At 27.7% G+C, this 20041-nt stretch carries 19 protein-coding genes; 14 read left to right on the top strand and 5 right to left on the bottom strand.

The features are described 5' to 3' along the window. Positions 1 to 47 precede the first annotated feature (47 nt). Together folP and SY27_RS03595 are read left to right on the top strand one after the other, a co-directional pair. Positions 48 to 875 carry a dihydropteroate synthase gene (gene folP / locus SY27_RS03600; protein ID WP_045967400.1) on the top strand — a complete coding sequence of 276 codons (828 nt, stop codon included), beginning with the start codon at positions 48 to 50 and terminating at the stop codon, positions 873 to 875. 18 nt (positions 876 to 893) lie between these two features. Then, a complete protein-coding gene (locus tag SY27_RS03595; RefSeq protein ID WP_200894125.1) occupies positions 894 to 1631 on the top strand; it encodes a hypothetical protein in 738 nt (245 codons plus the stop codon). Between the two features lie 58 nt (positions 1632 to 1689). Here the strand turns inward: SY27_RS03595 and SY27_RS03590 are convergent, their stop codons facing one another. The 3 genes from SY27_RS03590 to uvrA all read right to left on the bottom strand — a co-directional run bounded on the left by SY27_RS03590 (position 1690) and on the right by uvrA (position 5965). After that, on the bottom strand, positions 1690 to 2136 hold the full coding sequence (locus SY27_RS03590; protein WP_045967398.1) for a hypothetical protein: 447 nt from the start codon (positions 2134 to 2136) through the stop codon (positions 1690 to 1692). A 107-nt stretch (positions 2137 to 2243) separates the two neighbouring features. Beyond that, positions 2244 to 2717, bottom strand: a complete 474-nt coding sequence (rlmH, locus tag SY27_RS03585; protein WP_045967397.1) for a 23S rRNA (pseudouridine(1915)-N(3))-methyltransferase RlmH — start codon at positions 2715 to 2717, stop codon at positions 2244 to 2246. A gap of 458 nt (positions 2718 to 3175) precedes the next feature. Next, positions 3176 to 5965: an excinuclease ABC subunit UvrA gene (gene uvrA / locus SY27_RS03575; protein WP_045967395.1), complete on the bottom strand. Its 2790-nt coding sequence runs from the start codon at positions 5963 to 5965 to the stop codon at positions 3176 to 3178. Positions 5966 to 6309: 344 nt separating this feature from the next. On the opposite strand from uvrA, the gene SY27_RS03570 reads away from it, so the two are divergent. Continuing rightward, positions 6310 to 6894, top strand: coding sequence for an RNA polymerase sigma factor (locus tag SY27_RS03570; protein WP_045967394.1), 585 nt, complete (start codon positions 6310 to 6312; stop codon positions 6892 to 6894). Between the two features lie 52 nt (positions 6895 to 6946). Next, complete coding sequence (locus tag SY27_RS18975; protein ID WP_200894124.1) at positions 6947 to 7090, top strand: hypothetical protein; 144 nt, start codon at positions 6947 to 6949, stop codon at positions 7088 to 7090. Between the two features lie 15 nt (positions 7091 to 7105). On the opposite strand, the gene nth is transcribed toward SY27_RS18975, so the two are convergent. Beyond that, on the bottom strand, positions 7106 to 7765 hold the full coding sequence (nth, locus tag SY27_RS03565; RefSeq protein ID WP_045967393.1) for an endonuclease III: 660 nt from the start codon (positions 7763 to 7765) through the stop codon (positions 7106 to 7108). 67 nt (positions 7766 to 7832) lie between these two features. On the opposite strand from nth, the gene bcp reads away from it, so the two are divergent. Then, positions 7833 to 8285, top strand: coding sequence for a thioredoxin-dependent thiol peroxidase (bcp, locus tag SY27_RS03560; RefSeq protein ID WP_045967392.1), 453 nt, complete (start codon positions 7833 to 7835; stop codon positions 8283 to 8285). Between the two features lie 36 nt (positions 8286 to 8321). Here bcp and SY27_RS03555 read toward each other — a convergent pair whose 3' ends face one another. Then, entirely contained in the window at positions 8322 to 9776 is a 1455-nt protein-coding gene (locus tag SY27_RS03555; protein ID WP_045967479.1) for a hypothetical protein, read from the bottom strand. Positions 9777 to 9896: 120 nt separating this feature from the next. Between SY27_RS03555 and SY27_RS03550 the strand changes: the two genes are divergently transcribed. From SY27_RS03550 to SY27_RS03510, 9 genes are all read left to right on the top strand, one after another. After that, on the top strand, positions 9897 to 10661 hold the full coding sequence (locus tag SY27_RS03550; protein WP_045967478.1) for an MBL fold metallo-hydrolase: 765 nt from the start codon (positions 9897 to 9899) through the stop codon (positions 10659 to 10661). A 4-nt stretch (positions 10662 to 10665) separates the two neighbouring features. Then, positions 10666 to 11163: a hypothetical protein gene (locus SY27_RS03545; RefSeq protein ID WP_052705112.1), complete on the top strand. Its 498-nt coding sequence runs from the start codon at positions 10666 to 10668 to the stop codon at positions 11161 to 11163. A gap of 72 nt (positions 11164 to 11235) precedes the next feature. Beyond that, positions 11236 to 12261: a quinone-dependent dihydroorotate dehydrogenase gene (locus SY27_RS03540; RefSeq protein ID WP_045967391.1), complete on the top strand. Its 1026-nt coding sequence runs from the start codon at positions 11236 to 11238 to the stop codon at positions 12259 to 12261. A 30-nt stretch (positions 12262 to 12291) separates the two neighbouring features. Further along, a complete protein-coding gene (locus tag SY27_RS03535; RefSeq protein WP_045967390.1) occupies positions 12292 to 13155 on the top strand; it encodes a hydroxymethylglutaryl-CoA lyase in 864 nt (287 codons plus the stop codon). A gap of 1 nt (position 13156) precedes the next feature. Next, positions 13157 to 13543 carry a hypothetical protein gene (locus SY27_RS03530; RefSeq protein WP_045967389.1) on the top strand — a complete coding sequence of 129 codons (387 nt, stop codon included), beginning with the start codon at positions 13157 to 13159 and terminating at the stop codon, positions 13541 to 13543. Between the two features lie 135 nt (positions 13544 to 13678). Next, on the top strand, positions 13679 to 14884 hold the full coding sequence (locus SY27_RS03525) for a DUF4856 domain-containing protein (RefSeq protein WP_045967388.1): 1206 nt from the start codon (positions 13679 to 13681) through the stop codon (positions 14882 to 14884). Positions 14885 to 14943: 59 nt separating this feature from the next. Then, positions 14944 to 16059 carry an imelysin family protein gene (locus SY27_RS03520; protein WP_235270881.1) on the top strand — a complete coding sequence of 372 codons (1116 nt, stop codon included), beginning with the start codon at positions 14944 to 14946 and terminating at the stop codon, positions 16057 to 16059. Between the two features lie 89 nt (positions 16060 to 16148). Continuing rightward, positions 16149 to 17438 carry an HTTM domain-containing protein gene (locus tag SY27_RS03515; RefSeq protein WP_082084293.1) on the top strand — a complete coding sequence of 430 codons (1290 nt, stop codon included), beginning with the start codon at positions 16149 to 16151 and terminating at the stop codon, positions 17436 to 17438. Continuing rightward, the gene (locus tag SY27_RS03510; protein ID WP_045967385.1) at positions 17419 to 19857 is read left to right on the top strand and encodes a TonB-dependent receptor domain-containing protein; all 2439 of its coding nucleotides are present in this window, start codon (positions 17419 to 17421) and stop codon (positions 19855 to 19857) included. The genes SY27_RS03515 and SY27_RS03510 overlap by 20 nt, the downstream gene beginning before the upstream one ends. Positions 19858 to 20041: the final 184 nt, after the last annotated feature.

Here is a 20041-nt window from a genome sequence, read left to right as displayed (position 1 = left end):
AAGAAAGAACAAAGACGAAACGGAAAAGAGAAAAAAATGAAATTGATATGACAATAAATTGTAAAGGAAATTTAATCGATTTATCTACTCCTAAAGTAATGGGAATCTTAAATATTACACCAAATTCTTTTTTTGATGGAGGAAAATATAAAGATGAGTCGACAATTTTGAATCGAGTTGAAAAAATGCTTAATGATGGTGCTTCTTTCATTGATATTGGTGCTTATTCTTCAAAACCAGGAGCAGAGTTTGTTTCAGAAGAGGAAGAATTAGCCAGATTGCTTCCTGTTTTAGAATTAATTCTATTAAAGTTTCCTGAAATTTTACTTTCTATTGATACTTTTAGAAGTGAAGTAGCCAAGAAGTGTATTGAAAATGGAGCAGCAATTATTAATGATATTTCGGCAGGTTTGTTAGACGAAAAAATGATAGAAACAATCTCGAAATTACAAGTTCCTTATATTATGATGCACATGAAAGGAAATCCTGAAACGATGCAATCCTTAGCAAATTATGAAGATGTTGTAAAAGAAATGATGTTTTATTTTTCAGAACGAATAAATAAAGCAAGAAGTTTTGGTTTGAATGATATTATTATTGATCCGGGCTTTGGCTTTGCAAAAACAATAGAACATAATTATGAAATAATGCAAAAATTGGATTTTTTCTCTATTTTAGAGTTGCCAGTTTTAGTAGGAATATCTAGAAAATCAATGATTTATAAAGTATTAGAAAACACTCCTGAAGAAGCATTAAACGGAACCACTATTTTAAACACAATTGCTTTACAAAAGGGAGCTAATATTTTAAGAGTTCATGATGTGAAAGAAGCAGTAGAATGTATTAAAATAAATAGTGTATTAAATGCTAATTAAATTGAAGCAACCATAAAAATGAAAATAAATATTATTATAATGAGAAAATTGAGTCTAGTAATTTTAGTTCTACTTTTTATTTCTTGTAAAAAAGAAGATGTTCAATTACCCAAAACGAATGCTTCAGTGATGACTGAAATTTTAGATCATTCACCTATTTATATGTTCTTTAGAGTAGAGGATAATGATACTATAGCAGAAGTTAATGCAAAAAATAGTATTAGTACAACAAATTGGATTTTTAATATTGATAAACGATTACCATTAGATTTAGTTATTCCTGAAGTTAAATATTTACAAAAGAAAAAAAAGCAAGCATCACACAAAAACGAAGCCGCTATAAATGTTTTTTCTTATGCTGATAGTACAAAGCAAAATTTAGCTTTTTTACCATTTACAGAAGTGCAATATAAATATGATAATAATTTTTCTAAGTTTTATATTAAAGAACATGCCGATTTATATTCAGCTTATAATAATTTGACTATTAATTTTAATCATGAAAATAAAATTACTGTTGATGGAAATGATATTTCAAGAGAAGAATTAGTTGATTTTATTAAAGACTTTTCTGATTTTATGAGTGATGGAAAAATAACAATTATTCATTTAAATTTTGATAAGCGTTTAAGTTTTGACCATTATATTCAAGATAAAATTTTAGCATGGCAATTAACGTCAAATACGATTCAATTGTCTTCTTATGAGTTTATTTATGATTTAGATAAATTACCCGAATGCGGTTGTAAATTATAAATAAAAAAGGCTTGATTCTATATAAAATCAAGCCTTTTACTATTTAAACAATATTGTTTTAGATTTTATTCTTTTGGAAAAGTTTAGTAATTTGATCTAAACTAAATGCTTTAGAAACACCTGTAACTTCATTTGTTTTGTTTTTACACATGAATTGAACATAAGTACGATCTAAATTTTTAGAAAAATGCAACCATACAAATTCTTTTGGTAATTCTAGTTTTATATCCAGTAAAGGATCTGCATTAAATCCGTTTACAATTATATCATATAAATTATTGTAATCATTGTTTAAATCTTTAAAAGAAAAAGTTCTTGTACTTGTTTCTTCTTCTTTCTCAATATTTTTATATGTAAAAATGTACTGATCACCCTCATTTTGGATAAACATATCATTTTGATTAATAGCTCCTAATCTAATAATTGGAGTAGTTTCAATAACTTTAATTTGAGAAAAAGACACACATGAGGCAAATAGGGACAATGCAAAAATAATTTTTTTCATAAAATTTAAAATTTAGTAAGTGTTTTTAGTGTTAATTTTTGTTAAAAATATACTAAAAAATAAGAATAACAAAAAAAAATGAAAGTAAAAACTAAAATTAATTTAGTTTATTGATGATGATAAGGCTCATTCCTTAATATAGTAAAGCCACGGTAAATTTGTTCAATAATAAACAAGCGTACCATTTGATGTGAAAATGTCATTTCTGAAAGCGAAATTTTACCTATTGCATTCTTATAAACAGTTTCACTAAACCCATAAGGACCACCAATTACAAAAACTAATGTTTTAATACCAGCATTCATTTTTTTTTGAAGAAATTCTGAAAAGCCAATGCTTGAAAATGTTTTTCCATTTTCATCTAAAAGAATAAGATGATCAGTAGATGTAATTTTTGAAAGAATTAATTCACCTTCTTTTTCTTTTTGTTGGGCTTCACTTAAATTCTTTACGTTTTTAATGTCTGGAATAATTTCTACATCAAACTTGACATAAAAAGACAAACGTTTTGTGTATTCATCTATTAATGATTGCAAGTTTTTATTGTCTGTTTTTCCTATAGTGAGTAGTTTTATGTTCATTTTTTTATAAGTGAGAAAAAAAGATTGAAAACAAAAAGTAATTGGCTTAAAATGAATAAAATTAAAACACCAATCATTGTATATGTTATTTTATCATTGAATTCATCATTCTTTAAAATGGTAAAAATATCATAACTAATTTCATTTTTATAGAACAAACTTACTAAATAAATTGTAGGAAATGTTATCAATGAAATCAATAGATGTGTTTTAGTTAAAAAAGAAATTAAATTAATTTGAAAATGATTAAATAAAAAATATACCAAACCAATTAAACAAAAATAAAGACTAACAATAAACGAAAGTGTTTTAAAGGTTGTGATATAATACGTGTCATGAATATTTACTTCAATATTTTTTTTAGTGTTTAAAAATCCAATAATTAAAATTATTGGGACAAAAATCCAAAAAATAAAAAAAGGTTTTTTCAAAATAGTTTTCATTTTCAAATCTACAATCTATAGCTTCTCAGCTAAATACTTCCCAGTAACTGAATTTTTATTATTTGCTACTTCTTCTGGAGTACCAAAAGCCATTAATTTTCCACCATATTCACCACCTTCTGGGCCTATATCTATAATATAATCAGCACATTTTATTAAATCTAAATTGTGTTCAATAACAATAATAGAATGTCCTTTTTCAATTAAAGCATCAAATGATTTTAATAGTTTTTTAATATCGTGAAAATGCAAACCAGTTGTAGGTTCATCAAAAACGAATAGTGCTTTGTCTTTTATCGTTCCTTTTACTAAAAACGAAGCTAGTTTAATACGTTGTGCTTCACCACCTGATAGAGTAGAAGAAGATTGACCTAATTGTACATAGCCTAGCCCAACGTCTTGTAAAGGCTGTAATTTTTGCGTAATTTTTGTTTGATTATGCTCTTTGAAGAATGCTAAAGCTTCATCAATTGTCATTTTTAAAACATCATCTATGTTTTTTCCTTCAAATGTAACTTCTAAAATTTCTTTTTTGAAGCGTTTACCATTACATGTTTCACATTCTAAATGTACATCGGCCATAAATTGCATTTCAATAGTTACTTGTCCGTCTCCTTTGCAGGTTTCGCAACGACCTCCATCCACATTAAATGAAAAATGTTTAGGTTGATAAGCTCTTAATTTTGATATGTTTTGTTTAGAAAATAAATCACGAATATCGTCATAAGCTTTGATATAAGTAACAGGATTTGAACGAGAACTTCTTCCAATAGGATTCTGATCTACATATTCAATGTGTTTTATATTTGAAAAATTACCCGATAATTCTGTAAATTGACCTGGTTTATCTCCAACACCTTCTAGCTTTTTTTGAATAGCTGGAAATAATATTTTTTTTACTAATGTACTTTTTCCACTACCAGAAACACCCGTAATTACGGTTAAACAATCTAATGGAAAAGTAAAATCTTGGTTTTGTAAATTATTTTCTCTTGCTCCAATTACATCTACATGATTTTTGAATTTCCTTCTGTTTTTAGGAACTTCAATTTTTTCTTGTCCATTTAAATATTTAGCAGTTAACGAATCGGCTTTTAATATTTCTTCATAAGTTCCTTGTGCAACTAAATATCCGCCATTTGTTCCAGCTTCAGGACCTATATCAATGATCATGTCTGCTGCTTTCATGATGTCTTCATCATGTTCTACTACAATTACAGTATTTCCTAAATCACGTAGGTTTTTCAATACTTCTATTAGTTGCTCAGTATCTTTTGGATGCAGACCAATACTAGGCTCATCTAATATATACATTGAACCAACTAAACTACTACCTAGTGAAGTGGCTAAATTAATACGTTGTGATTCTCCTCCTGAAAGCGTTGCGGAATTTCTATTTAGAGTTAAATAACTTAATCCTACATTAGAAAGGAAAGATAAACGATTATTTATTTCAATTAAAAGTCTTTTTGCAACTTTTGCATCATATTCGTTTAATTCTAAATCTTTAAAAAATGTAATTAATTTTATAATAGGCAAATCAACAAGTTCTGTAATTGTTTTATTTGCAATTTTAATATAATTTGCTTCAGGTCTAAGTCTTTTTCCTTTACAAACAGTACATTTCGTTTTTCCTCTATATCTAGAAAGTAAAACTCTGTTTTGTATTTTATAATTTTTTTCTTCTAATTCAGTAAAAAAATCATGTAAACCTGTAAAGTATTTATTTCCGTCCCAAATTAATTGTTTTTGTTCATTAGTTAACTCAAAAAAAGGCTTATGAATAGGAAAATCAAACTTATAAGCATTATTAACTAATTGCTCTTTATACCAACTTAATGTATCTCCTCTCCAAGGAAAAATAGCATTCTCATATACGGAAAGTGCAGTATTTGGAATTACTAATTCTTCATCAATACCAATAATATTTCCATAGCCTTCACATTTTGGACAAGCTCCATAAGGATTATTGAAACTAAATAAATGGACATTAGGCTCTAAAAAGGTAATACCATCAAGTTCAAAATTAGTGCTAAAATGATGTCTTACTTCTGTATTTAATTCTTGTAAAAAACATTCTCCTTTACCTTCATAAAAAGCAGTCTGAATAGCATCTGCTAAACGATTAAAAAATTCTTCTTCTTCTTTTACAATAATTCTATCAATAACTAATAAAATGTCTTTATTATCTAATGAATGTTGGTCAATTTCATCAAGACGAACCATTTCATTATTTATCAAAATACGAGAAAAACCCTGTTGTAATAATACTTTTAATTTATCTTCTAATAGTCTACCTTCTTCTAAATGAATAGGAGATAAGAGTAACCATTTGCTATTTTGTTCGAATTTTTTTATTTCTAAGATAACATCTGAAACAGTATCTTTTTTTACTTCTTTTCCTGAAACTGGAGAATATGTTTTTCCAATTCTTGCAAATAATAATTTAAGATAATCATAAATTTCTGTAGAAGTTCCTACGGTAGAACGAGCATTAGTAGTATTTACTTTTTGTTCTATTGCAATTGCAGGAGCAATTCCTTTTATATATTCAACTTTAGGTTTATCTAAACGACCTAAAAATTGTCTTGCATAAGAAGACAAACTTTCCACATAACGTCTTTGTCCTTCTGCATATAAAGTGTCGAATGCTAAGCTCGATTTTCCTGAACCAGATAATCCTGTAACAACAACAAGTTTATTCCGTGGAATAGCAACATCAATATTTTTAAGGTTATGCAATTGTGCACCTTTTATTAAAATATTTTTTTTAGGCTCAAGTTTTGAAAAGTCAGTTGTTTGCATTGTTATTTTGTAAGATTTGCAAACTTACATAAATTAAGAACATTAGCCAATATTATAATGTAGTTGTGTGTTTTTATATATACCATTAATTCAGAATAAAATAATTAAGAAATAGTTAGTTTTTTATGTAATAAAGTAATAATATGATTAACATAATAGCCTCATTATCATGTTTTTTTTGAGTTTTATGTAATAAATTAGAATAAAAGTTAAAAATAATTTGGTAAGTAGAGAATAAATGCTTTATTTTTGAACCGAAATAACCACTTTAACCAAAAAGATTAGCCTATAGCAAAAAAATACTTTTAGAGATACTAATGCAATTTAACTAAAAGTTATTTATTATGGATAATCTTGCACTTTCTGATGCAATTCTTGTTAAAAAATATATTGAAGGTGATGAATCATCTTTGTCAGTTCTAATAGAACGTCATCAATCAAAAATCTACGGCTTTATTTATACCAAAATTCAAGATAGAGATATTTGTGATGATATATTTCAAGATACTTTTATTAAAGTTATAAAGACTTTAAAAACAAAATCATATAATGAAGAAGGGAAGTTTTTACCATGGGTTATGCGAATTGCTCACAATTTAGTAATTGACTATTTTAGAAAATCTAAAAGAATGCCTATGCAAAGAGATTCGAAAGAATTCTCAGTATTTTCTTTTTTGTCTGATTCTAGTTTAAATGTAGAAAACAGAATTATAACCGAACAAATTGAAAATGATTTAAACAAACTAATAGATGAACTTCCTGAAGATCAAAAAGAGGTTTTAATAATGCGTATTTATCAAGATTTGAGTTTTAAAGAAATTGCAGATTCAACAGGTGTAAGCATTAACACTGCATTAGGTAGAATGAGATATGCAATAATGAATTTGAGAAAAGTTATTGAAAAGAACCAAATTATTTTAACTGCCTAAAACAATATTTGATTTTTTGTTGCGTTATAGATGAAAACAATTATTATTTCCTATGGCAAAACTTTACTCAAAAGAGAAATCAAAATCTAAAGGTATGTTACCAAAAAAAGAAACGATTTCATTTCTACTTAATTATTCAAGATCATTAAGTATTGTTAAAATCAATAAAATTTCATTTGAAATTATAGCAAATTAAAGAAAAAGGCTTCTTTTATGAAGCCTTTTTCTTTTTATATTCATCTAAAACTGATTTTCGTCCAATGGTTTTGGTGATAATATCTTTTTCTAAATCCCAACCACGAGCTGGAGAATATTCTCTTCCATACCAAATAATTTGTAAGTGTAAATCATTCCAATGGTCTTTTGGGAAAATTCGTTTTGCATCTTTTTCGGTTTGCTGAACATTTTTTCCATTTGTTAAATTCCAACGATACATTAAACGATGTATATGAGTATCTACTGGAAAAGCAGGAACTCCAAATGCTTGACTCATAACTACACTAGCGGTTTTATGACCAACTGCGGGTAAACTTTCTAGTGCTTCAAAACTTTGAGGAACTTTTCCATTATATTTTTCAATTAATATTTCAGATAAACCATGTATCCCTTTTGATTTCATAGGTGATAAGCCACAAGGACGTATAATTTCTTTAATTTCTTCTATGCTCATTTTCACCATATCATAAGGGTTATCTGCTTTTTCAAATAATAAAGGTGTTATCTGATTTACTCTTACATCAGTACATTGAGCAGAAAGTAAAACCGCAATTAATAATGTATAAGGATCTTTATGGTCAAGTGGAATAGGAATTTCAGGATATAATTCGTTTAACGTATTTATAACAAACGTTATTTTCTCAGTCTTCGTCATTTTTGTATTTTTATAGTTTAATAAACTTTACACAAAGTTAAACTTTAAACACTTTAAACAAAATAGAATGACAACATTAAAAAAAGGGGATAAAGCTCCTAGTTTTTCAGGGTTAGATCAAAATGGAAAAAAACATACTTTAGAAGATTATATAGGTAAAAAGTTAGTCGTTTTCTTTTATCCCAAAGCAAGTACACCAGGTTGTACGGCAGAGGCGTGTGATTTGAGAGATAATTTTGAGCGTTTTAAGGCTAATAATTATGCATTATTAGGAGTTAGTGCAGATAGTGCAAAAGCACAAACAAAGTTTATTGAAAAGCATGAATTGCCTTTTCCTTTATTAGCAGATGAAAATAAATCAGTTATTGAAGCATTTGGAGTTTGGGGACCAAAAAAATTCATGGGAAGAGAATATGATGGAATTCATAGAACTACTTTTATAATTGATGAAAAAGGAATTATTGATGAAGTTATAGAAAAAGTGAAGACAAAAGAGCATGCAGCTCAAATATTGAAATAAAAAAAGTGCCAAGTTTTTACTTGGCACTTTTTAGTTTTACTTTATTTTATCTTTTACTGGTTGATAACCAAATAATTGATGTGTTTTTATTAAATTAGGAATTCCTTCTGGAAGCATTTCTTCCCAACCTGGCTCTCCATTTCCAATCATTTTTAGTACTTGTCTTGAGAAAATATCTAAATTTTTTTCATCGAAATCGGTTATATCAACTACTTTTCCATTGAATTTAAAGAATTTGTATAATTCTTTCATTCTAGGATGTACTTTTAAGTTGTCAGAATTTACAATAGTTCCATCATCTTCTTTCATTGGATATAAATAAACCTTTAAATCACGATAGAATAGTTTACCAAACGCTTCAAGTATTCCACCAGATAAATGGCGATAATATTTTTCATCAAATATGTCTACTAAATTGTTTACACCCATTGCAAGTCCCATTCTTGCTTTTGTATAATTAGAGAAATATTCAACTACTTTAAAATATTCTTGGAAATTAGAAATCATAACAGTTTGTCCTAATGAACATAATAATTCTGCTCTATCTAAGAAGTCTCTTTCGTCAATTTCTCCTTCTGCTTTTAAATTTGAAAGTGTAATTTCAAAAACTACAAATGTATTTTCAGGATCTACTTTCTTTTCTTCAATAAACATATTATATGACTTTTTGTACATATTCATGTTTACTTTAGTTACAGGTCTAAAACTACCTCTTAGTGCTAATATATTTTTTTTATATAAAACAGCAGCAGGTAATATATTATGACCATCTGGACCAAACATTACGGCATCGGTCATTCCATTTTTAACTAATTGCAGACTCATAAGTCTATTGTCTACATCAGCAAAACGAGGACCAGAAAAATTAATAGTATCAATTTCTAATTGATCTTTATCTAAATGATCGTATAAATAACGTAATAATTTTTTAGGATCATTATATTTATAAAAAGCACCATATATTAGGTTAACTCCTAAAATACCTAATGTTTCTTGTTGAAGTTTAGCATCTGTTTCTTTAAAACGAATGTGAAGTGTTATTTCGTTATAATCTTCATCTGGTTCAACTTGATATTTAATACCAACCCATCCATGTCCTTTATATTGTTTTGCAAAATCTATTGTAGCAACAGTGTTTGCATAACTAAAAAATATTTTATTTGGATGTTTGTCTCTTTTTAAACGCTCTTCTGTTAACTGATTTTCATGTGCTAACATTTTTTTTAGCCTACTTTCAGTAACATATCTTCCATCATCTTCAACACCATAAATAGCATCACTAAAGTCTTTGTCATAAGCAGACATAGCCTTAGCTATAGTTCCTGATGAAGCACCTGCTCTAAAAAAATGACGAACCGTTTCTTGGCCTGCACCAATCTCTGCGAAGGTTCCATATATGCTCTCATTTAAATTGATTCGTAAGGCTTTATCTTTTATAGAAGGAATTTGTTCAATAACTTTATCTCCTCTTACTTTTATGTCTGTAATTATACTTTTCATTAAAGTGTTTTTTTATTGGTATTTGCAGTGGTTGATTCTTACTTTATGCAAAGTTAATTAAAATGATAAAAACTACTACAAATATTCTTATTTTTGTGAAGTATGAATGATATAAAAGTATATTTTTTAGGAACTGGCACTTCTCAAGGTATTCCTGTTATTGGAAGTAATCATTCGGTGTGTTTAAGTAAAGATAAAAAAGACAAGCGATTAAGAGTGGCTGTATGGGTCTATTCAGATGATTTTTCAATAGTTATAGATTGCGGTCCCGATTTTAGACAACAAATGTTAACTTCAAAATGTCAGTATATAGATTCATTATTAATTACTCATGAACATGCAGATCATACTGCTGGATTAGATGATATTCGTCCTTTTTACTTTAAACAAGGTGATATTTCAATTTATGCACATACTAGAGTCCTTAAAAATTTAGCAAAACGATTTGATTATATTTTTGAATCTGAAAATAAGTATCCTGGTGCTCCATCTGTTATTCCTATTGAAGTTAAAGAAAATGAAAGCTTTAAAATTAAAAACCAAATAATAGAACCTATTAATGTTTGGCATGGTAATTTACAGGTTTTTGGATATAAAATCAGAGATTTTGTTTACTTAACAGATGTTAAAAAAGTAGATCAGACTGAAATTGAAAAAATAAAAAAATGTAAAGTGTTAGTAGTTAATTGTTTAAGAGAAGAACCTCATAATACACATTTTAATTTAGAAGAAGCTTTAGATTTTATATCTTTGGTACAACCAAAAAAAGCATATTTAACACATATAAGTCATCTTTTAGGATTTCATGAGGAAGTTCAAAAAAAATTACCTAAAAATGTGTTTTTAGCCTATGACAATTTAGAAATTTCAATATAATATTATGAAGAATACTTTTTTATACCTATTTATTTTTTCTTTACTAGTTAATATTTTTCAATATGTAAATTCTAATAAAATATTAGATGCCAAAGAAAAAGAAGTAGTTTCTACAAAGGAAAAACTAGAAGTTGTTAAAAAATCAATTGATTCAATTCAGTATAATGATTATTTTGATATTCAAAAAGATCAAGATGCTCAAGAATATTTTTATTCAAGAAATCTTGATTATGTTAAAGTAATGGAAAAAGTAAATGAAGATTTAGTTACTTTGAATACTAATGAAAAAGGAAACCCTTTAATTCCTTATGAACCTATTGATAATAAAAATTTTATTGTAAATAAAGCTAAAATATTAAACCATAGATGGATTATTGCAGAGTTTTCAAATGGAAATCTTTGGGGACAAATTTTGGTAAAATATTTTTATAATGATAATGAGCCAACAGATTTTGAAACAGTAGAAACTATTCTGTATGAAAAACAAAGAGTAGAAAAATAAATAAAAAAGCTCCATATCGGAGCTTTTTTATTGCACAGTAATTTCTATTTTTGCACAACACAACACACTATTATGTACAAGATATTTATTAGACCTATTTTTTTCTTATTTGATCCTGAAAAAATACATTATTTCACTTTCTCTTTAATTAAATTTCTTAATTCTATAGGATTTAATACAATTTTTAAAAGTATTTATGAAGTAAAAGATACTCGTTTAGAAAGAGAAGTTTTCGGATTAAAATTTAAAAATCCAGTAGGATTAGCTGCTGGTTTCGATAAAGATGCCAAATTGTATAAGGAACTTTCAAGTTTAGGTTTTGGTTTTATAGAAATAGGTACTTTAACACCAAAAGGACAAGAAGGAAACCCTAAAAAAAGACTTTTTCGCTTAAAAGAAGATAGTGCTATTATTAATAGAATGGGCTTTAATAATGGAGGAGTGTTAGAAGCAGTCGAAAGGTTGAAAAAAAATAATGGAGTACTTATAGGAGGAAATATAGGAAAAAACAAAGTAACTCCAAATGATGAAGCAGTAAAAGACTATGAAATTTGCTTTGAAGCCCTATTTCCTTATGTTGATTATTTTGTAGTTAATGTAAGTTCACCAAATACACCAAATCTACGAGAACTTCAAGATAAAAAACCACTTACAGAGTTATTACAAACATTACAAAATAAAAATGAAGTAAAGTCAGAGCCAAAACCAATACTTTTAAAAATAGCTCCAGATTTAACAAATGAGCAATTATTAGATATTATTGATATAATCAATGATACAAAAATTGCAGGAGTAATTGCTACAAATACAACAATTTCACGAGATGGTTTACAATCAGAAAATAAAAAAGAAGTAGGAGGATTGTCAGGAAAGCCTTTAACTAATCGCTCTACAGAAGTAATCCGATTTCTTTCAGAAAAAAGTAATAAAGCATTTCCAATAATTGGAGTAGGAGGAATTCATACTGCAAAAGATGCTTTAGAAAAACTAGAAGCAGGAGCAAGTTTGGTGCAACTCTATACAGGATTTATATATGAAGGACCAAAATTAATTAAAGATATTAATAAAGCAATTTTAAGTGCTAAAACGATTTCGTAAAACGCAATTCTTTTTTATCTTTGGTATCCAATGAAAAAAGTAAAAATTATAGAATGTCCACGAGATGCCATGCAAGGTATAAAGGACTTTATTCCAACTGAAAAAAAAGTACAATATATTCAATCTCTTTTGAGAGTAGGCTTCGATACAATTGATTTTGGTAGTTTTGTTTCCCCAAAAGCAATTCCGCAAATGCAAGACACTGCTGAAGTTTTATCTAAATTAGATTTATCACAAACAAAAAGTAAATTATTAGCAATTGTAGCTAATACAAAAGGAGCAGAGCTAGCTTCTGTTTATAATGAAATACAATATTTAGGTTTTCCTTTTTCAATTTCTGAAAATTTTCAGATGAGAAACACGCATAAAACAATTGCAGAATCAATCGTTACTCTTCAAGAGATTTTAGAAATAGCAAATAGTACAAATAAAGAAGTAGTAACTTATATTTCAATGGGATTTGGTAATCCTTATGGAGATCCTTGGAATGTTGATATTGTAGGCGAATGGACGGAGAAATTAGCCAATATGGGAGTTAAAATTTTATCATTATCTGATACCATTGGAAGTTCAACACCAGAAGTAATAGATTATTTATTTTCAAATTTAATCCCAAAATATAAAGAAATTGAATTTGGAGCACATCTACACACAACACCAGATTCTTGGTTTGAAAAAATTGATGCCGCATACAAAGCAGGTTGTATAAGGTTTGATGGAGCTATAAAAGGATATGGAGGATGTCCAATGGCAAAAGATGACTTGACAGGAAATATGCCAACAGAAAAAATGTTATCTTATTTTACTTCAAATAAAATTGAAACGAATTGTCATGCAATTAGTTTTGAAAGTTCTTATAATGAAGCACTAAAAATTTTTAATAGTTACCATTAAAATGATTGATTTCACCCCTTATTTGAAATACTTAGGATTATATACTGTTTTTATCCCTTTATTTTTATTCATTTTTATATCTCTTTACTTTATTATAATCTTTTGTAAATATAAAGGGCCTAATGAAATGTTTGTAAATTATACTTTTTATATACCGATTATTGGCTCTTTAGCATTAGGAGCTTTACTTTTTTATACATCTTTTTTTTGGATTACACTTGCTATTTATATCCTTGTATTTTTTGCGCTTCATCTGGTTTCTTTTAAGGCATTAGATGCTGCGGTGAAAGATAAAACAAGTATGGGTGTAACTATGGTCTCAGGTTTAATAGGAATGTATATCTTTTTTTCTTGTGCCTTAGCCTGTTTTATTAAAATTTTGTTTTAAATAATTGATTATAAATTATTTAGTCTTTTTTATGCTTTCCAATTTTAATTTATTCTAAATAAAGTTTGTAAATTACTTTTTACTTTATATTTTTGCAATATAAATTATTTTAAATAAATCTAAATAAACAACAAAATGCGTTTTAATAAGTACATTTTAGGATCACTTTCGCTAGCTTTATTCACATTTACATCATGTTCAGATGATGATAGTACCATAGAAGAAACAGGTATTTCAATTCCTCAAACTTATACATTTGAAAGAAATGGAACTACAACAGTAGATTTTGAAGGTCAATCAAGCAGATTGTTAATGTTACAAGAAATGGGTAACTATATTAAAGATCAAGCTGCTGCAAATGCAATTGTAGATGCTACAGTATTGAATAATATGTATACTAATACAAATAATCCGTTTTCAACAACAGATTTAAATGAATCAGGAAAACAATTAAGAAACAAAACGGCAGCTTCAAGAGATTATTTTGTAAACTTTGGAGGAGGTGGTTCTTCAGTAGAGCAAGATTCTGTCAGAAGTTATTTTGAAGCACAGTTCGATGATGCAAATGCTGCAAGTCAAGGTAATACTGCATCAGCAAGTGTTCCAGGATTTTACGTTGATGGATCTTCTACACGTCTTTTTGCTGCAAATGGATTAGAACCACAACAAGTTTTATTAAAAGGAATGATGGGAGCTTGTTTTATAGATCAAGTTGTAAATAACTATTTAAGTCTTGCTGTTTTAGACGAATCTACAAGTAGAGATGATAATACTAATAAGGTATTAGTATCAGGAAAGAGCTACACAAACATGGAACATAAATGGGATGAAGCTTATGGTTACATTTATGGAGCAGGTGGAGGAAAATATTGGGATAGTTATATTAATCAAGTGGCTGCTGATGCAGATTTTAGTTCAGTAAAAGAAAATATTGAAGTAGCATTTAGAAAAGGAAGAGCAGCTATTGTAGCAAATAACTACACTTTAAGAGATGAGCAAATTGCAATTATAAAAAGTAATTTGGCAAAAGTACCAGCAGTAAGAGCGGTATACTATTTAAAAAATGGTAAAACAAACTTAGTTACAGATAATGGAGCAAAAGCATTTCATGCGATTTCTGAAGCTTATGGTTTCATAATGTCATTACGTTATACAAATAATCCTGAAACAAATGCGCCATATTTCACAAAACAAGAAGTTGATGACTTATTAGCAGAATTAATAGCTGGTACAAATGGATTATGGGATGTAGATTATCTAAATATCCACTTAGATATTATTGCTACAAAAATTGCAACACGTTTTGGGTTTACTGTTGCACAAGCTGAAACAGTTAACTAAAAAATAATAGTTACTAAATTGTTATTGCAACTATTTTAAATTAATTTTGCAAAAAAAATATGATGAAGAAATTTCTTTTTTTAATCGTTCCAATATTCGTTCTAGCTTCATGTTCTGGAGACGATAATAATACCAATACAAGTGGTGATGATTACAACAGAACAGAGTTGTTGACAGATTGGGCAGATAATTTAATTATTCCTAGACTAACAAATTATCAAACGAAAGTGGAAACATTGAAAACAGATGCTTCTACTTTTACAACAACACCTAATCAAACTAATTTAGATATATTAAGAGCATCATGGTTAGAAGCATATACAGCTTACCAATATGTAGGAGCATTTAATATAGGAAAAGCAGAAGAAATTAATTTGAATAGTACTACTAACATTTATCCAACAAATACAGTAGGTATAGAATCAAATATTGCAAGTGGTGCTTATAATTTTTCATTGTTATCTCAATATGACAGACAAGGTTTCCCAGCATTAGATTATATGTTAAACGGTTTAGCAGTTACAGATGCTGAAATCATAGATTTCTATGTGTCAAATGCTAATGCTACAGGATATAAGCAATATTTAAACGATTTATCAAATCAATTAAAAACAAATATTGATGCAGTAGTTACAGATTGGAATACGTCTTACAGAACAGCTTATATTGCCAGTAATGGTAATGCAATTAGTAGTTCGGTTAATAAAACGATAAATAGTTTTGTAAAATACTATGAGAAAGATATTAGACTTGGTAAAGTAGGATATCCAGCAGGTAAGTTCGGTAATTCAATCTTTCCAGAAAAAGTAGAAGCATATTATAAAAATGATGTTTCAAAAATTCTTTTAAACGAATCGATAAAAGCAACGCAAGATTTTTTTAATGGAAAATATTTCAATAGTAATACAAATGGTAAAAGCTTAAAATCATATTTAGATTATTTAAATGCAGTTAGAGATGGTCAAAATTTAAGCGATATAATTAACAACCAATTTGCAACAATCAATTCGACAAATGCACTTTTAAGTGATAGTTTTTCAAATCAAGTAACTACAAATAATTCTGTAATGTTTGCAAGTTATGATGAGTTACAGAGAAATGTTGTTTATTTTAAAATTGATATGATGAGTGCTTTAAATATAACAGTTGATTATGTTGATAATGATGGAGATTAATTTTATACGTATTAAAATTGTTTAAAAACTATTTAAATAAAAAATCACAGTCCATAACGCTAGCTTTTTTTAGGCTAGCGTTTGGTTTAATGATGCTATTTAGTATCATTAGGTTCATTAGTTATGGATGGGTTGACAAATTCTACATTCAACCGAAATTTCATTTTACATATTATGGATTTGAATGGGTAAAACCAATAGGGATTTATACTTATTTATTATTTATTATTTGTGGATTATCGGCTTTCTTTGTCGCTATTGGTTACAAATATAAAATAGCAATTATTACTTTCTTTTTAAGTTTTACTTATATTGAATTAATGGATAAAACTACCTATTTAAACCATTATTACTTTATATCTGTAATAAGTTTTATCCTTATTTTCTTGCCAGCAAATGCTACACATTCAGTAGATGCATATAAAAATACAAAGATAAGATTTCAAGAAGTGCCAAGTTGGACAATTGATATTCTAAAGTTAATGCTAGCTATAGTTTATTTTTATGCAGGATTAGCAAAATTAAATTCAGATTGGCTTATTGAAGCTATGCCACTAAAAATTTGGCTACCAAACCAATCAAACATTCCATTAATTGGAAGTTTTTTGCATGAAACATGGATACAATATGCATTTAGTTGGACAGGAGCCATATACGATTTAAGTATTCCATTTCTATTATACAATAAACGAACTAGAAATTTTGCCTTCTTTTTAGTTGTAATTTTTCATATACTAACTAAAATATTATTTCCAATAGGAGTATTTCCTTATGTAATGATAATTAGTACCTTAATCTTTTTTGATGCTTCCTTACATAAAAAATGTATGGATTTCATTTTAAAAATAATTCAAGTTGATTTTACACAATTTAGTAATGGTTTATCTTTTAAAGTAGACACAAATCGACTTTCTACAAAAATCAAACTGACTTTTTTAGCCTTATTTATGGTATTTCAGTTAATTTTCCCGTTTCGATATATGTTATATCCTGATGAATTATTTTGGACAGAAGAAGGATTTAGATTTTCATGGAGAGTAATGCTAATGGAAAAGGCAGGTTATGCTCAATTTTATGTTATTGATTCTAAAACAAAAAGAAAAACGTACATTGATAACAGTCGCTTTTTGACACCATTTCAAGAAAAACAAATGTCTTTTCAACCTGATTTTATACTGCAATATGCTCATTATCTACATGATTATTATAAGGAAACAGGAATAAATGAACCAATTGTAAAAGTAGATAGTTATGTAGCTTTAAACGGAAGATTAAGCAAACGATACATTGACCCAAATATAGATTTAGCAAAAGAATATGAATCATTCCAACACAAAACTTGGATTTTACCATTTAACGATGAAATTAAAGGCTTTTAATATTTTATTTCTTTTAATTACTACTACTTTTTTCGCACAAAATAGCGTTAAAGGAATTGTAATCAACAAAGCAGGAAAGGCACTAGAAAACGTAGAAATCTACAATAAAACAAATTACCAATCTTTTAATTCAAATGCTAGCGGACAGTTTGAGATTAAATCATTGAGCACAGGAAATAATGTTATTGTTTTCTTTATTGAAGGATATAAAGTAGAAGAAAGAACCTTCAATTCACAAGAAAATAATGTAAATATCAAAATTACTTTGGAAGAATTAACAACAACACTTTCAGAAGTAGTTGTTATGAAAGAAAAAGAAAAACAGTTTGCATTAAATAAACTTAAAGATATTGAAGAAACCGCAATTTATGCAGGTAAAAAGACAGAAGTAATTACATTAGATAAAATTACAGCAAACAAAGCCACAAACAATGCTCGTCAAGTATATGCACAAGTAGTTGGATTAACAATTAATGAAAGTAATGATGGAGGATTACAATTATCAATAGGAGGAAGAGGATTAGATCCAAATAGGACCTCAAATTTTAATACAAGACAAAATGATTATGATATTAGCGCAGATGTATTAGGTTATCCGGAAAGTTATTACGCAACACCTACAGAAGCTTTAGAATCGATACAAATTGTTCGTGGAGCTGCATCATTACAATATGGAACACAATTTGGAGGAATGATTAATTTTAAAATTAAAAAGCCAAGTACAAAACCTATTGAGCTAATTACAAGAAATACACTAGGATCTTTTAATTTGTTTACCAATTTTACAAGTCTAAGTGGAACAAAAGGTAAATTTAGTTACTATACGTATTATAATTACAAACAAGGTGATGGATTTAGACCTAATTCAAAATTTGATTCAAAATCATTTTTTACTAATTTAAATTACCAGTTTACAGAAAACACATCACTACATTTTGATTATACCCACTTTAGTTATTTGGCGCAACAACCAGGAGGATTAACCGATTTTATGTTTAATCAAAATCCAGAACAAAGTAATCGTACACGAAATTGGTTTGATGTAGATTGGAACCTTTTTGCCTTACGCTTTAAACATCATTTTCAACACAATGCCGATTTTTCATTGCAATTATTTGGTTTAGATGCTTCAAGAAAAGCCTTAGGATATCGATCTAATAGAGTTTCTAATCCAGATGTGTTAGGAACAGAAAGAGATTTGATCTTAGGTGATTTTGTAAATTGGGGAGCAGAAGCACGTTATTTAAAAAAGTACAAGTTCTTCGGTCAAGATAATGCTTTCTTGATAGGAGCTAAATATTATCAAGCTAAAAATGCAGGAATACAAGGACCAGGAAGCTCAGGGAACAATGCTAATTTTAATTTAGCAACTGATGAATTTCCAAATTATAGAACCCAGTCTAATTATGAATTTCCAAATTTAAATATTTCAATTTTTGGAGAAAATATATTTAAAATATCGCAAGCATTCTCTATCACGCCAGGGTTTAGGTATGAAAATATAAAAACCCAAGCAAACGGGTTTTATAGAAGGATTAATAATGATTTAGCAGGAAATGTCATTTCAGATGAAACAGTTAATGAAGAAAATGTAAAAGAAAGAGACTTTTTCCTTCTTGGACTAGGACTAAGTTATAAGATGAAAAATGGAATAGAATTGTATGCAAATGCATCTCAAAATTATCGTTCTGTAACTTTTAATGATATTCGTACAGTAAATCCAAGTGCTGTAATTGATGAAAATATTACTGATGAAAAAGGATACACGTCTGATATAGGTATGAGAGGGAAAATTTTAGATAATCTTTCATTTGATACTAGTGTATATGCATTATATTATAATTATAAAATAGGTGAGTATCTTACAGAAGCACCAAACACTGCTGCGGTTGTAAGATATAGAGATAATGTGGGAACAGCATTGACTTATGGTTTTGAATCTTTAATAGATTGGAATATAAACAAAACATTCTTTAGAGAAAATGAAGATTTTATTTGGAGTTTATTCTCAAATATTGCAATAACAGATTCAGAATATTTAAAATCAGATACTAAAAATATAAAAGGAAATAAAGTAGAATTTGTACCAAATTATAATTTGAAATTAGGAACAGGAATAGGCTATAAAAACTTTCTCACAAGTATTCAATTTAGCTATGTGTCTTCACAATACACAAATGCAGAGAATAATCCTATAGATATAAATGACAATACTTATGGTATTTTTGGAGCAATTCCATCTTATAGCGTTTTAGATTTTTCAGCTTCTTATAAGTATAAAAATTTTAAATTAGAAACAGGAATAAACAATGTGTTAAATAATTGGTATTTTACAAGAAGAGCTACAGGATATCCAGGACCAGGAATTATTCCATCAGAACCAAGAGTATTTTATGCAACACTTGAAATTAAGTTTTAAAATTATAGAATGCTTTTTTGTGATATAAAAAAGTAAATTATTTAAATAGCCTAAAAATTTATCATCCTAAATTCATTTTAGACTTGGAGTGTATTTTTAAGTTTTATTTGATTATTGGATGATAAATTTTAACTAGACCTACTTGTTTCTGTTTGTTTGTAAATCTATTCTACTAAAAATAAGT

It is taken from the genome of Flavobacterium sp. 316 (assembly GCF_000967805.1).
GTDB lineage: Bacteria > Bacteroidota > Bacteroidia > Flavobacteriales > Flavobacteriaceae > Flavobacterium > Flavobacterium sediminilitoris.
Note: the sequence above shows the minus strand (reverse complement) of the source record. Positions and strands in the feature narration are given on the sequence as shown.

What these genes read in the sequence shown, in the direction of transcription:
- folP (WP_045967400.1), top strand. Translation starts at nt 48, where the DNA reads ATGACAATAAATTGTAAAGGAAATTTAATCGATTTATCTACTCCTAAA.
- SY27_RS03595 (WP_200894125.1), top strand. Translation starts at nt 894, where the DNA reads ATGAAAATAAATATTATTATAATGAGAAAATTGAGTCTAGTAATTTTA.
- SY27_RS03590 (WP_045967398.1), bottom strand. Translation starts at nt 2,136, where the DNA reads ATGAAAAAAATTATTTTTGCATTGTCCCTATTTGCCTCATGTGTGTCT.
- rlmH (WP_045967397.1), bottom strand. Translation starts at nt 2,717, where the DNA reads ATGAACATAAAACTACTCACTATAGGAAAAACAGACAATAAAAACTTG.
- uvrA (WP_045967395.1), bottom strand. Translation starts at nt 5,965, where the DNA reads ATGCAAACAACTGACTTTTCAAAACTTGAGCCTAAAAAAAATATTTTA.
- SY27_RS03570 (WP_045967394.1), top strand. Translation starts at nt 6,310, where the DNA reads ATGGATAATCTTGCACTTTCTGATGCAATTCTTGTTAAAAAATATATT.
- SY27_RS18975 (WP_200894124.1), top strand. Translation starts at nt 6,947, where the DNA reads ATGGCAAAACTTTACTCAAAAGAGAAATCAAAATCTAAAGGTATGTTA.
- nth (WP_045967393.1), bottom strand. Translation starts at nt 7,765, where the DNA reads ATGACGAAGACTGAGAAAATAACGTTTGTTATAAATACGTTAAACGAA.
- bcp (WP_045967392.1), top strand. Translation starts at nt 7,833, where the DNA reads ATGACAACATTAAAAAAAGGGGATAAAGCTCCTAGTTTTTCAGGGTTA.
- SY27_RS03545 (WP_052705112.1), top strand. Translation starts at nt 10,666, where the DNA reads ATGAAGAATACTTTTTTATACCTATTTATTTTTTCTTTACTAGTTAAT.
- SY27_RS03540 (WP_045967391.1), top strand. Translation starts at nt 11,236, where the DNA reads ATGTACAAGATATTTATTAGACCTATTTTTTTCTTATTTGATCCTGAA.
- SY27_RS03535 (WP_045967390.1), top strand. Translation starts at nt 12,292, where the DNA reads ATGAAAAAAGTAAAAATTATAGAATGTCCACGAGATGCCATGCAAGGT.
- SY27_RS03530 (WP_045967389.1), top strand. Translation starts at nt 13,157, where the DNA reads ATGATTGATTTCACCCCTTATTTGAAATACTTAGGATTATATACTGTT.
- SY27_RS03525 (WP_045967388.1), top strand. Translation starts at nt 13,679, where the DNA reads ATGCGTTTTAATAAGTACATTTTAGGATCACTTTCGCTAGCTTTATTC.
- SY27_RS03520 (WP_235270881.1), top strand. Translation starts at nt 14,944, where the DNA reads ATGATGAAGAAATTTCTTTTTTTAATCGTTCCAATATTCGTTCTAGCT.
- SY27_RS03515 (WP_082084293.1), top strand. Translation starts at nt 16,149, where the DNA reads ATGATGCTATTTAGTATCATTAGGTTCATTAGTTATGGATGGGTTGAC.
- SY27_RS03510 (WP_045967385.1), top strand. Translation starts at nt 17,419, where the DNA reads ATGAAATTAAAGGCTTTTAATATTTTATTTCTTTTAATTACTACTACT.